General features: G+C 70.0%; 10 protein-coding genes and 1 pseudogene. 4 read left to right on the forward strand and 7 right to left on the reverse strand.

The genetic code is table 11. The features are described 5' to 3' along the window. Positions 1 to 36 precede the first annotated feature (36 nt). The 3 genes and pseudogenes from ABB07_RS13410 to ABB07_RS40795 form a co-directional block, all read left to right on the forward strand. Complete coding sequence (locus tag ABB07_RS13410) at positions 37 to 1,581, forward strand: alpha/beta hydrolase (protein WP_208898927.1); 1,545 nt, start codon at positions 37 to 39, stop codon at positions 1,579 to 1,581. A 148-nt stretch (positions 1,582 to 1,729) separates the two neighbouring features. Further along, complete coding sequence (locus ABB07_RS13415) at positions 1,730 to 3,283, forward strand: alpha/beta hydrolase (RefSeq protein WP_208898928.1); 1,554 nt, start codon at positions 1,730 to 1,732, stop codon at positions 3,281 to 3,283. Between the two features lie 71 nt (positions 3,284 to 3,354). Next, positions 3,355 to 3,507 (forward strand): annotated as a pseudogene (locus ABB07_RS40795) (ATP-binding protein); the annotation flags it as partial. A gap of 56 nt (positions 3,508 to 3,563) precedes the next feature. On the opposite strand, the gene ABB07_RS13420 reads toward ABB07_RS40795, so the two are convergent. Both ABB07_RS13420 and ABB07_RS13425 read right to left on the reverse strand, forming a co-directional pair. Further along, positions 3,564 to 3,917, reverse strand: coding sequence for a hypothetical protein (locus ABB07_RS13420; protein ID WP_208898929.1), 354 nt, complete (start codon positions 3,915 to 3,917; stop codon positions 3,564 to 3,566). Between the two features lie 130 nt (positions 3,918 to 4,047). After that, positions 4,048 to 5,568, reverse strand: coding sequence for a helix-turn-helix domain-containing protein (locus ABB07_RS13425; RefSeq protein ID WP_208898930.1), 1,521 nt, complete (start codon positions 5,566 to 5,568; stop codon positions 4,048 to 4,050). A 1,010-nt stretch (positions 5,569 to 6,578) separates the two neighbouring features. On the opposite strand from ABB07_RS13425, the gene ABB07_RS13430 reads away from it, so the two are divergent. After that, the gene (locus tag ABB07_RS13430; RefSeq protein WP_208898931.1) at positions 6,579 to 7,103 is read left to right on the forward strand and encodes a hypothetical protein; all 525 of its coding nucleotides are present in this window, start codon (positions 6,579 to 6,581) and stop codon (positions 7,101 to 7,103) included. Between the two features lie 99 nt (positions 7,104 to 7,202). On the opposite strand, the gene ABB07_RS13435 is transcribed toward ABB07_RS13430, so the two are convergent. The 5 genes from ABB07_RS13435 to ABB07_RS13455 form a co-directional block, all read right to left on the reverse strand. Then, a complete protein-coding gene (locus ABB07_RS13435) occupies positions 7,203 to 8,420 on the reverse strand; it encodes a glycosyltransferase (RefSeq protein WP_208898932.1) in 1,218 nt (405 codons plus the stop codon). Continuing rightward, a complete protein-coding gene (locus ABB07_RS13440) occupies positions 8,417 to 9,217 on the reverse strand; it encodes a MerR family transcriptional regulator (protein WP_208898933.1) in 801 nt (266 codons plus the stop codon). The genes ABB07_RS13435 and ABB07_RS13440 overlap by 4 nt, the downstream gene beginning before the upstream one ends. Before the next feature lie 434 nt (positions 9,218 to 9,651). Next, complete coding sequence (gene moeZ, locus ABB07_RS13445) at positions 9,652 to 10,830, reverse strand: adenylyltransferase/sulfurtransferase MoeZ (protein ID WP_208898934.1); 1,179 nt, start codon at positions 10,828 to 10,830, stop codon at positions 9,652 to 9,654. 63 nt (positions 10,831 to 10,893) lie between these two features. Beyond that, complete coding sequence (locus tag ABB07_RS13450) at positions 10,894 to 11,643, reverse strand: spherulation-specific family 4 protein (protein WP_208898935.1); 750 nt, start codon at positions 11,641 to 11,643, stop codon at positions 10,894 to 10,896. After that, positions 11,631 to 12,590 carry an NAD-dependent epimerase/dehydratase family protein gene (locus tag ABB07_RS13455; protein ID WP_208898936.1) on the reverse strand — a complete coding sequence of 320 codons (960 nt, stop codon included), beginning with the start codon at positions 12,588 to 12,590 and terminating at the stop codon, positions 11,631 to 11,633. The genes ABB07_RS13450 and ABB07_RS13455 overlap by 13 nt, the downstream gene beginning before the upstream one ends. Positions 12,591 to 12,601: the final 11 nt, after the last annotated feature.

Genomic DNA, 12,601 nt, shown 5'->3' on the forward strand with positions numbered 1-12,601 from the left:
GCGCGCCCCGGCGTGCGCACCTCCAGGATGGGAAACATGGCGAACCCCTCCCGGCTGCGCGCCGCGGCCCTGACCACCACTGCCCTGCTGGTCTCCGCCCTGCTGGCCGGCTGCGGAGACGGCAGCAAGGACGGCGACCTCGCGGCGCAGAAGCTGGACTGGAAGGACTGCCCGGCTCCGTCCGAGGCCGAGGGCGGCGGAAGTGCCCCGTCCCCGCTGCCGCACGGCGGCACATGGCAGTGCGCCACCATGAAGGCACCGCTGGACTGGAGCAGACCGAAGGGCGACACCATCGGCATCGCCCTGATCCGCGCCAGGGCCAGCGGCCCCGCGAGCCGGCGGATCGGCTCGCTCGTGTTCAACTTCGGCGGCCCAGGCGGCAGCGGCGTCAGTGCGCTGCCCGCCTTCGCCTCCGACTACGCCGCCCTGCGCACCCGCTACGACCTGGTCAGCTTCGACCCGCGGGGCGTCGGCCGCAGCGCGCCGGTGAAGTGCGAGAGCGACGCCCAGCTGGACGCGTACTTCCAGCAGGACGCGACCCCCGACGACAGTGCCGAACGCACCCAACTCCTGGACCGCACCAAGCAGTTCAACGCGGCCTGCGAGAAGAACTCCAAGAAGATCCTGCCGCATGTGGCGACAACGGACGCGGCCCGCGACATGGACCTGATGCGCCAGGTCCTCGGCGACGACAAACTGCACTACTTCGGCATCTCGTACGGGACCGAACTCGGCGGCGTGTACGCCCACCTGTTCCCCGGGCACGTCGGCCGGGCCGTGCTCGACGCCGTCGTCGACCCCACGCAGAACCCCGAGCAGAGCGCGCTCGGACAGGCCAAGGGCTTCCAGCTCGCGCTGGACAACTTCGCCGAGGACTGCGCCTCGAAGACCGCGGAATGCCCGATCGGCACCAGCGCGCAGGATGTGAAGAACCGCATCGCGAAACTGCTGGACGACCTGGAGAAGAAGCCGATCCCCGGCATCGCGCCGCGCCAGCTCACCCAGACCGCCGCGACGAACGGCATCGCGCAGTCCCTGTACTCCAAGGACTTCTGGGAGTACCTCACCGAGGGCCTCGAACAGGCCTACGCGGGCGACGGCAAGATCCTCATGCTGCTGTCCGACTCGATGAACGGCCGCAGCGAGGACGGCCAGTACAGCAACATCACAGCCGCGAACGTCGCCATCAACTGCGCCGACGAGAAGCCGAGGTACACCGCCGGCTACGTCCAGCAGAAGCTGCCCGAGTTCCGCGCTGCCTCCCCGCTGTTCGGGGACTACCTGGCCTGGGGCATGCTCAGCTGCACCGACTGGCCCGTGGCCGGTGCCGCCGACCATCCCGACGTCAGCGCGCCCGGCTCGGCGCCCATCCTCGTCGTCGGCAACACCGGCGACCCGGCCACCCCCTACGAGGGCGCGCGGAAGATGGCGGACGCGCTCGGCAAGGGGGTCGCCGTGGAGCTGACGTACAAGGGCCAGGGGCACGGTGCGTACGACAGCAAGAACAGGTGCGTGCAGAGCGCGGTGAACGGCTATCTGCTGGACGGGAGGGAGCCGAAGGCCGGCACGGTCTGCACCTGACCCGCCCTGGAGCCCGAAACATCCCACAGCGGGGAAAACCGCTGGTCAGAGCGTTATCCACAGGCTGCCGCGGGCTCGATCGGATGTGCCTACCATGGCCTGAACGCCCGGCGCGGCACGACGCGAAGGGCCTGTGAGGGGGGTGCGTATGAGGCGATTTTTGCGCTGGACGGCCGCGGTGGCCGCGGCGCTGCTGGTGGCCGGCTGCGGCGGCTCGTCGGGCGGGAGCGGCGAGGGGAAGGGACACAAGGGCGAACGGAGCCGGGGCACGAGCGCGGCTCCCCCGTCGGCGGCGGCGAGCGACCTGCCCGCCTCCCTCACCTCACAGCGCCTCGACTGGCACGGGTGCAAGGCCACGGGGGACTCCCCCGCGCCGAGCGGCGACTGGCGGTGCGCGACGCTCAAGGTGCCGCTGGACTGGTCCGAGCCGCGCGGTGCGACGATCGGCCTGGCACTGATCCGCGCGCGGGCGACGGGCGGGAGCCGAATCGGCTCGCTGCTGTTCAACTTCGGCGGCCCCGGCGGCTCGGGCCTGGAGATGATGCCGTACTACGCGAACACCGTCGCGAAACTCCGTGAGCGCTACGACCTGGTGAGCTGGGACCCGCGCGGAGTAGGCGCCAGTGAGGGCGTCCGGTGCCGCGGCGACCGGCAGATCCAGGCCGCCGAGGACGTGGACGCCACACCGGACACCCCGCGCGAGGAGAAGGCCTTCTTCCAGGACGTCGCCGACTTCGGCAAGGGCTGCCAGCAGGCGGCCGGCACCCTGCTGGCCCATGTGTCCACCACCGACACCGCCCGGGACATGGACCTGATGCGCCAGGTCCTCGGCGACCCGCGGATGCACTACTTCGGCATCTCCTACGGCACCGAACTCGGCGGCGTGTACGCCCACTTGTTCCCGAAGCGGGTGGGACGGCTGATCCTCGACGCGGTGGTCGACCCGACCGCGGACACGGTGGGCCAGGCGGCGAACCAGGCCCGCGGCTTCCAGCGGGCGCTGGACGACTACCTGAAGTCCACCGGACAGGACCCCGCACAGGGCACCCGGAAGATCGCGGCCCTGCTGAAGCGGATCGACGCGCGACCACTGCCGACGTCGTCCGGGCGGAAGCTCACCGACTCTCTCGCGGTCACCGGGATCGTCCTGCCGCTGTACAGCGAGTCCGGCTGGCCGAGGCTGACCGCCGCGCTCGACTCGGCGGAGAAGGGCGACGGATCACCACTGCTCGCGCTCGCCGACGGCTACGACGAGCGGGACTCCTCGGGTCACTACGGCACGACGTCCCACTCCCAGCGGGTCATATCGTGCCTGGACGAGAGGGAGCGGCCGACGCTCGCGCAGACCAGGAAACGGCTGGCGGAGTTCGAGCGGATCTCGCCGGTGTTCGGGGACTTTCTGGGCTGGGACACGGCCGGCTGGTGCCACGACTGGCCGGTGCCGGGCCAGTACACGACTCCGGAGGTCAGCGCACCGGGAGCGGCGCCGATCCTGTTGGTCGGCAACACCGGCGACCCGGCCACGCCCTACGAGGGCGCCCGCAGAATGGCCGACGAGCTGGGCAAGGACGTCGGCGTCGAACTCACCTGGAAGGGCGAGGGACATGGGTCGTACGGCAACGGCAGCGACTGCGTCGACTCCACGGTGAACGCCTACCTGTTGAACGGGACGGTACCGAAGGACGGCAAGGTCTGCTCCTGACGCGGACGGGGGCCCCGGGCGCCGTACGCACCCGAGGCTACCGCCATCCGCACCGGGGAGCCGGCTCAGTAGACCCCGAACTGATCGTGAGCGAGCTGAGCGCGAACCCGATCCTGCACACGGCTAGCGGCCGGGAGTACGGCAGGATCCACATGGCGGTCGCCGTCTCGGCTCAGGTGGTCGCGGTGCCGGTCACGGACGACGGCGGCACGGCCACGGCCCCGAACCACGCAAGCGGATGGAGAACGGCCAGGAGGTTGGTGGCTTCTTTGAACTTTAGCTAGGCGCGGGTGACGCTGACGCCGCCAACCAGGCCCCAGGCGTCGATCCGGACGGTCGGGCCACCCGGCTCGCTCGGGCCATCGTCCTTCACTCCGCCCAGGCGCAGCCCGTGGACCTCCACCCGGACGTCGTGGCGGACTTTGAGGCTGACGCCGCCGATCAGGCTCAACTTGGTGATGCGCAGCTCGGTGCCGTCCGGGATGTCGATGTCCGTCAGATCGACGTCGGCACCACCGATGAGGGAAGCAGTGACGGTCCTCTCGTGGAGGGTGGCTCCTGCCAGGCGATGACCGCCGATCAGGCTCACCTTGATGTCGGTCTTCGGTGAGTTCTCCCCGTTGCTCTTCGTCATGAGAAGTACCGTACGGACGTCGACCCGCGAGCCCCAGTGCTCTGCATCCGGTATTGCATATGACAGGTGTCATGCCGGATCCGACACCGAACCTGAGTGGATGAATGGCCCGAGCAGCCCCCACGTTCCCTCAAGAGTCGGTGGGTACCCACTGACGCACACCGTGGTCGTTCGTGCCGTACCAGTAGTGGGGCAGGCCCTTGATGCTGCTGGTGCGGAACGGGTGGCCGTGGTCGTCGATGCGGACCGTGCCGGTGCGGCCCTGGGATGACCAGTCGAGTTCCAGGTACCAGTTGCAGTCGTAGGCCTCGGTCGTCGCGGTGACCTGCAGCACCTCCGGGTCCTCGGCGGAGACGCGGTAGGGGAACTGCACCGCAGGGACGGGCTTTCCGCTGTCGTTGCCGGGGCGCGCGTGGGCGATCGGGCGGTCGACGTCCAGGTTCACGGAGAAGTTGCGGGGCGGCAGATCACTGCCGCAGCCCTGACCCATGGCGTACGCGTTGCCGGTGACCGGGGTGCCGCGGCTGACGATACGGACCCGGAGGGCCGCGAGGACCACGGCCGTGGACGACTTCCCCTGCACCGAGATCTGCACCATCGTCTGCCGCCCAGGTACCGCCTGCAGCGTCGCTGCCCACAGTCCGGCGTCCTGCTCCACCGGCGGCGGGGGCACCTGGGCCGGCTCCTTCCCGATGACGTAGTCGTACCCGCAACCGCCGTCCCAGATCCGCGAGTCGGCGGTCCACGTGAGTGGCACACCGGTTGGCACGGGGGCGTCGCTCTTCGTCTCAGCCGACGATCCGCCCTTCGACTCGGGGCTCCCTGAAGCCCGTACTCCTGTGGAGGGCGAGGCCGAAGAGCGGCTGCGGGAGGGGCTGGCCGCAGTGGCCGAGGGGTGGTGTGACGTACCGGTTCCTGTCGTCCGGGACTGACCGGGGGCCTTGGCGGAGTTGTCGTGAGACCGGTCGGCCGACAGCGCCGACATACTGCCCAGCGTGACCAGCAGTACGGTCGCCGTGGCTGCGCCGACGACGGTACGGCGACTTCGGTACCAGGGCCGTCCAGTTGAGCGGACCGCATCCCACTGGGCCGTCGACTCGCGACTGCCCGGTCCGGGAGCGCCGGGAGCAGCCAGTGCGGCGTCGGGGGCGCCCGCATCGAGTCGCGGTGGTGAACCGCTCGTGCCGCCCCCGTCACCACCGATGCCGTCGGCGCCACCACCCACACGGCACGTGCTGCCACCCGCACGCCCCGCCGTCCGGCTGTCCGGACCCGAAGCCCGCTCGTCCCCTGTCGGCTTCAGTGCCCCTTCGGTCTTTGTCGGATCCGCTGCCTCCTCACCCGCCCTCGGCCGCTGTCGTGCCGTCACCGCGAGCAGCCACAGGCGGTGCAGATCGAGGCGTTCCTCCGGTGTTGCTCCGCAGAAGGCGGCCAACCGCTCCACCGGGGCGTAGTCCTGCGGGACCGTCTCGCCCGCGCAGTAGCGGTGCAGCGTGGAGGTGTTCATGCCGAGACGGCGGGCCAGGGAGCCGTAGCTCCGGTCCGTGCGGTCCTTCAGCCGGCGCAGCAGCGCCGCGAACTGTTCGACGTCGTCCCCGGTCGACACCGCTCCCCCAGCCTCCCACGTGTCCCCGTATCTCAGGCGGTCCATATACCTGCACGTCAGATGGGCTGGGATGGTTCCACCCTCGCCAGGCGGGCGTCCGGCGTTGCGCCGAGCCGTCGTGACGGCTGATGCTCTTGGTGTCGCACCGACCAGGACCGGACCGACCAGTCGGCGGCGGGCGACCAACGACACTCATGCACTCATCCACGGGAGACACCCATGCCCCGGCGCACCCGAGCAGGCCCGCCCCTCGCACTCGCCGTCACGGGCTCGCCCTCGGCACGACGCCCGCCACACTGGCAAACGTCGCGGCCAAGGCGTCGGCTTCCCCACGGCGGCCCAACTCCCGTCGTACCAAGCCCGCCCTGAACGGTCGGCAAGGTCACCGCCTGCGTACTGGAGTCGGTGGAACAGGACCGCTGTCTACGCATGGCACTGGGCGGCGACGGCCCGGACCTGATACCGGGAGCTCCGCACCGAACTCGACAGGAGCGACCGTCCGTCAGGTCAGCGTGCAGTTGTCCAGGACGGCTGTGGCGAAGGGGAGCTTCTCGCGGCCGAGCAACGACATCAAGTCCTGTGCGCACGCATCGAGAAGGCCGGCTCGGAGACCGAGGCCACGCTGAAGGACTACGACACGCCGCCTGTGGAGGGGAGCGGGCACGGATACGGCCTGCGCACGGTGACCTCCTGGGCCGTCTTTGGCACCCGTCTCGCGACTTCCGGCATGCGCCGGTGAAGGCCTCCAAGAAGACGGCCGTCACGGGCCGTGGACAAGCTCCGCTGACCGCATGACCGGGGCCGCCCTCCGCCACGGGGGTGGGGAGGGCGGCCAATCGACCACTGACAGGGTCGTTCGGCGCGATTCAGCAGGACTTGGTGTCGTCGATCGCGTCCCGAGCCGCGGCAGGGGGGAACGGGTCCGCGCAGCAGCAGATGTTCATGACTCCGGGGCAGGGCCCGCCGACCCGAAGAGGCGATAGCCACACGACGGCCCCGGCACGAAGACACCGGGCCGAGAGCAACCACATAGGGAACAGAAAAGGAACATGCACATGAACAGGAAGTCCCCCGCACACCGCCGTCCGGGCCGCCGCGCGGCCGTCGCCGTCGGCCTCGTCCTGGCTGTCGGACTCGGTGTGTCGACACAGGTGTCGGCACAGGCATCCGTCCATGCCCCCGCAAAGTCGTCCGCCGCAGCACCGCAGTCCGTCAGCGGCACGAGCGGCCAAGTGGTGACCCGGGTCGCCGACTTCTACGGCGCGTACATCGACGCGATCGACGACTACACGGACCCCGACGCCACGCTGGAAACGGTTCTCCGCAAGCATTACCTGACGCCCGACTTCGCCAAGCGACTGGCGGCCTGGGAGAAGAAGCACGGGGCGGACGGTGTCCTGCGTGCCCAGAACGTCCCGCGGAAGTGGACGGTGACCGACAACGGCGCCGTGGGTAACGGCCATGAGGTCATCGTCACCCTGACCTTCGGCAGCGGGGAGACGACGCAGAAGATCAAGCTTTTCGTGCTGGTGGAGCGGTACAACCACATCGTCGACATCGGCACCACGAGCAACCGCTGACAGCGCAACCGCTCCGCCCGTTCGTGGCCCGCCCCCACATGAGCCGCCAGGAACTCCCTACCTGGTGAGCCACATACGTGCCATGTGCGCTCCACCGACCTAGCTGGATCTCACCAGCTGCTGGATGGCCTTGAGTGCCTGGCCGGCTCCGTCCTCGGTCGCCATGTGTTGCGCGCCCCTCGCGGCGGCTCGTGCGTATGCCTGTTGCTTCACGACCCGGTCGAGTGAGTCGGCCAGCCGTTCGGCAGTCAGGGATCGGAAGGGGATCGGGTTGGTGGCGGCGCCGAGGACAGCGAGCCGTCTCGCCCAAAACGGCTGGTCGGCAGTCACCGGCACGGTGACCGCGGGCACTCCGGCGCGCAACGCGGCCGCTGACGTGCCGGCCCCTGCGTGGTGGACCACAGCAGCCAGCCGTGGGAACAGCAGGGCGTGCGGTACGTCCCCAATGGTGAGCACGTCGTCGCCGTCGGCTGCGAGCCCAGCACTGCCGGCTTGGAGGATGCCGCGCAGCCCGGCGCGGCGCAGGGCCCGCACGGCGAGCTCGCTCAGCCGTACCCCGTCCCCGGCCGCCATGCTCCCGAAGCCGATGAGGACGGGCCGGGGGCCGGCACGAAGGAAGTCCTCCAGATCGGCGGGCAGTCGGCCGGACGGATCGTGATGGGGCCACCAGTTGCCCACGATCTCCAGTCCGGGGCGCCAGTCCGAGGGGCGGGGCACGAGTGCCGTGCTGAAGCCGTGCAGGATGGGCCAGTTCGCCTGTTCCTGCCGTCTGCGCATCGCTGACGCGGAAGCCGGCGGCAGCTGGAGTCGGTGGCGCAGCTTTGCCACCGCCTGCTCGAAGACCCGGTCGGTCATGCGAAGAGCAAAACGCCCGGCCACCCGGTTGGCGGGACGGCCCAGCGAGCATGAGCCGGTCACGACGGGTGGGAAGTCGCCGGTCGGTGCGGTGGGTTGGAGGTACACACCGATGCTAGGCGTGCCCGTGGCCTCCGCGACATGCCAGCCCAGCGGGGCCGTGGTGGTCGACAGCAGGAGCAGATCCGGGCCGTCCGCCATCGCGTCGGCAAACCCCTGGCCCAGTTCGGTGATGAACGCGGCAGCAGTACGCATCAGTTCACGCTTGCCCGACACGCCGCCATGTCCCCGCGGGTCGGCGGGGAGACTGCGGAATTCCAGCCCGGCGTCGCGTACGAGGGGCGCGAAGGTTTCCGTGGTGGCGAGGACGACGTCGTATCCGGCGCGGCGCAGTTCTGCGCCCAGGCCCGTATAGGGCGCGACGTCGCCGCGTGATCCGGCTGCGGCGATCAGGATCCTCATCGGTTCTCCTCGGAATCGGTACGGCCGGCTGCGTGGCGGGCCGCGTTGGCGTGGACCGCCTTGCACGTGTAGACGGCCAGTCCCGGGCGTTGCTGCGACGGCGGTACGACCAGGGCGAAAGCGCGCGGGTCGGCGATGAAGTCGTCCGCGATGCGCCGGTGCATGTCAGGCGGGCAACAGGTGAACCATCGTGAGATGTGCAGGCGGTGCTCCTCTGCGAGGTCCATGGCCCGCTCGCCGTCGCTCGGCTCCCCCTCGTCGAAGGCCGCGAGTAGCTCCGCGCGCCAGGCAGCTGCCTCGCCCATGAGCTGCCGCCAGTCCTCCTTGGTGTGGGCAGCTGCGCGCGCCATCGCCTCGCGCTGCCCATCCGACTGCGCCCACTTCAGCTCCGCCTCGGTGGCATAGCTCAGGTCGAAAGTGATCTCACCGAAGACGTCGAAGCGTTCCTGGGGAGTCAGGGACACTCCGGTCTGCTGGACCTCTATCGCCCGCTCCGCCACCTCGGCCAGCCGTTGCAGCCTGGCGATCTCCTCCCTCAGTTGCCGCTGACGGGCGCGCAGATGTTCCAGGGCGTTCGACAGCGGATCCCTGAGGATCGCAGCGATCTCCTCGAGGGAGGAACCGAGCTCGCGGTAGAAGAGGATCTGCTGGAGACGGACCAGGTCAGCGTCATTGTAGAGCCGGTAGCCGGCGTGGCTGCGGTCGCTGGGCGAGAGCAGCCCTGCCTTGTCGTAGTGATGCAACGTACGTACCGTCACACCGGCGAAGGCCGAGACCTGTCCCACGGAGTAGCTCATCCACCTGACCTTTCGTCGGCGTACAGCCTCAAGCCTGACGTAAGGAGAGGGTCAAGCCGACAGCGCCGTTCCCCGCGTGATCACCCGATCAGTAACCCTGTCTGACCAAACCGGTCTCGTGATGGCACGTGGTCCCAGTCGCCGCAGCCGCGATTGGTGGGCGCGTCTCCGACAGGAGCTGTTCCAGAACACCACCACCCTGGCCGGCCTGGGCGGAATACTCGCCATCACGTCAGGTGCAGCGGCAACCCTGCAACCCATGTTCGGCGGTGGTTGGTAGCGGGACACACCGGCGTTCAGGCTGCACGCCACTCGGGCCGTCCCTGGGCCGTCCGAGGCCGGCCGACGCCAACCAACAACGACAGAAGCCCACGGCATCCAAGCAGTTCGGAGCCGTGGGCTTCTTCAGTCCCGCTGATCAGCCGGGCCGGTGATCAGTAGACCGGCTTGTGCGGTTCGATCTGGTTGACCCAGCCGATGACGCCGCCGCCGACGTGCACGGCGTCGGCGAAGCCCGCGGACTTCAGGACGGCGAGGACTTCCGCACTGCGGACACCCGTCTTGCAGTGCAGGACGATCTTCTTGTCCTGCGGGAGGCCCTCCAGGGCGGTGCCCATGAGGAACTCGTTCTTCGGGATCAGCCGGGCGCCCGGGATGGAGACGATCTCGTACTCGTTCGGCTCGCGGACGTCGATGATCTCGATGTTCTCGCCCTCGTCGATCCACTCCTTGAGCTGCTTCGGAGTGATCGTGGAGTCGGCGGCGGCCGCCTGGGCCTCCTCGGACACGACGCCGCAGAAGGCCTCGTAGTCGATGAGCTCGGTGACGGTCGGGTTCTCACCGCAGACCGCGCAGTTCGGGTCCTTGCGGACCTTGACCTGGCGGTACGTCATCTCCAGGGCGTCGTAGATCATCAGGCGGCCGACCAGCGGCTCGCCGATGCCCGCGAGGAGCTTGATGGCCTCGTTGACCTGGATGGAGCCGATGGACGCGCACAGCACGCCCAAGACGCCGCCCTCGGCGCAGGAGGGAACCATGCCGGGCGGCGGGGGCTCCGGGTAGAGGCAGCGGTAGCAGGGGCCGTGCTCGGACCAGAAGACGGAGGCCTGGCCGTCGAAGCGGTAGATCGACCCCCACACGTACGGCTTGTTCAGCAGCACGCAGGCGTCGTTGACCAGGTAGCGCGTCGCGAAGTTGTCGGTACCATCGATGATCAGGTCGTACTGGCTGAACAGGTCCATCACGTTGTCGGCCTCGAGCCGCTCCTCGTGCAGGACCACGTTCACGTACGGGTTGATGCCCTTGACGGTGTCGCGGGCGGACTCGGCCTTGGAGCGGCCGATGTCGGACTGGCTGTGGATGATCTGGCGCTGCAGGTTCGACTCGTCGACCTCGTCGAACTCCACGATGCCGAGCGTGCCCACGCCCGCGGCGGCCAGGTACATCAGCGCCGGCGAGCCCAGGCCGCCGGCGCCCACACAGAGCACCTTGGCGTTCTTCAGCCGCTTCTGCCCGTCCATGCCCACGTCGGGGATGATCAGGTGGCGGGAGTACCTGCGGACCTCGTCTACGGTGAGCTCAGCAGCCGGCTCAACCAGGGGTGGCAGCGACACGGGGACTCCGTTGGTCGGTCAATCACTACAGTTGTTCTCCTCGTAACACTGCCACGGCCTTCTTCATTCCGAGACACCTGTTCCGACACGCGAGACGATTTCGTCCCAGTAGCCGGGCATGGTCTCCCAGGGGTCGATGCGGCCCCCGCGGTCCGTGCGGTCGGTGAAGTAGATCGTCGCCGCTCCCTGCCAGCGGGCGATGCGCAGCGCCTCCTCCAGATGGCCGCGGGGCACTCCGTGCACGAAGTGGCAGAAGCGGTCCGGCGGATAGTCGGCGGTCCACTCGGCGACCTGCGACCAGCGGTAGTCGGACCAGGAGCCGGAGAAGGTCACCAGTTGGTCGGCGTTCTCCGCGTACCCGGGGTGCGGGTGGGTGCCGTGGCCGAGGACGATGTGGGCAGAGTCACTGATCATGCGGAGCGTGGTGACCGCGCGGCGGACCTCGGTGAGCGCCGTGCGGTCGGTGGGGCAGCGGTCCAGCAGGAAGCCGTCGACCCGGTACCAGTCGAGGTAACGGTGGGCATCGGAGAGCAGGTCGGCGAGGGCACGGCCGCCATGGGTGAGGTCCAGGTGGCCGAGGACCCGGACGCCCGCACCCCGCAGCCGGCCCGCGGCCTCCAGGCAGTGCGGGTCCGGCCGGGTGCCGGGGCCGGCGGCCACGTTCAGGACGACCCAGTCCAGCGGGATGCCCGGGCGGGCGAGCTCGGCCCACTGGGCGGGGGCGACGAGCGGGTGGGCGTAGCCGGGGACGCCGATGGCGGTGCGCAGGCCGGTGCTCGTGGCGCCTGCTGTGGTGCTGGTCAGATGCGGCATGCCGCCTCCATCCAGATGTCGGCCAGGGATTCCTCGAGGTTGATGCGGGGCCGCCAGCCGAGCCGGTCCCGCGCGGTGCGCACGTCGGCCTGCTGCCAGCTGCCGCAGCCGTCCGGGTACGGGTACGCCGCCGGGGCCGCGTGGTCGGAGTCGGCGCGGGGGTGGCCGATCGCGCTGCGCAACGGGCCGGGCGGGGCGTCGAGTTCGTGCAGGGCGCCGCCGTATCCGGCCACGCGCGCGAGGACGGCGGCGGCGTCGCGGAGGCGGACGGCGCGGCCGGAGCCGATGTTGATGACGCCCTGCGCGGCGGAGAGCGAGGCGGCGTGCACGGCGCGGGCGACATCGCGTACGTCCACGAAGTCGCGCTGCACGCCGAGGCCGCCGAGCTTGAGCTCGCCGTCGCCGGACTGCATGGCGCGCCGCATCGCCTCGGCGAGCCGGCCCAGCGGGGAGCCGGCCGGGGTGCCGGGGCCTGCCGGGGAGAAGACCCGCAGCACGACGGCGTCCAGTCCGGAGCCGAGGACCAGCTCCGTCGCGGCGAGCTTGCTCACACCGTACGGGCCGCCGGGGCGCGGTACGGCGTCCTCGGCGGTGGAGGAGCCGGGCTGGCTCGGCCCGTACTCGGCGCTGCACCCGATCTGCACCAGACGGGCCCCGCAGCCGCTGCGGCGCAGGGCCTCGCAGACGGTGGCGACGGCCACGGTGTTGTGCCGGGTCAGTTCGCGGGCACCGCCGCGGATGGCGCCGGCGCAGTTGATGACGACCCCGGGGTGGACCGCGTCGAGGAAGCGGGTGAGTGCGCCGGGGCTGCCGCTGGCGAGGTCGAAGCGGACGTCGGCGTCGTCGCCGCGGCCGAGTGCGGTGAGCTGCACGGCCGGGTCGGCGAGCAGGCGGTCGGCGACGAAGCGGCCGATGTATCCGTTGGCTCCGATCAGCAGGACCCTCATCGGACGACTCC

Origin of the sequence: Streptomyces incarnatus, assembly GCF_001027185.1 — a bacterium.
GTDB classification, from domain to species: domain Bacteria; phylum Actinomycetota; class Actinomycetes; order Streptomycetales; family Streptomycetaceae; genus Streptomyces; species Streptomyces puniciscabiei.

Coding starts and splice junctions, on each gene's coding strand:
- ABB07_RS13410 (WP_208898927.1), top strand. CDS start 37: ATGGCGAACCCCTCCCGGCTGCGCGCCGCGGCCCTGACCACCACTGCC.
- ABB07_RS13415 (WP_208898928.1), top strand. CDS start 1,730: ATGAGGCGATTTTTGCGCTGGACGGCCGCGGTGGCCGCGGCGCTGCTG.
- ABB07_RS13420 (WP_208898929.1), bottom strand. CDS start 3,917: ATGACGAAGAGCAACGGGGAGAACTCACCGAAGACCGACATCAAGGTG.
- ABB07_RS13425 (WP_208898930.1), bottom strand. CDS start 5,568: ATGGACCGCCTGAGATACGGGGACACGTGGGAGGCTGGGGGAGCGGTG.
- ABB07_RS13430 (WP_208898931.1), top strand. CDS start 6,579: ATGAACAGGAAGTCCCCCGCACACCGCCGTCCGGGCCGCCGCGCGGCC.
- ABB07_RS13435 (WP_208898932.1), bottom strand. CDS start 8,420: ATGAGGATCCTGATCGCCGCAGCCGGATCACGCGGCGACGTCGCGCCC.
- ABB07_RS13440 (WP_208898933.1), bottom strand. CDS start 9,217: ATGAGCTACTCCGTGGGACAGGTCTCGGCCTTCGCCGGTGTGACGGTA.
- ABB07_RS13450 (WP_208898935.1), bottom strand. CDS start 11,643: ATGCCGCATCTGACCAGCACCACAGCAGGCGCCACGAGCACCGGCCTG.
- ABB07_RS13455 (WP_208898936.1), bottom strand. CDS start 12,590: ATGAGGGTCCTGCTGATCGGAGCCAACGGATACATCGGCCGCTTCGTC.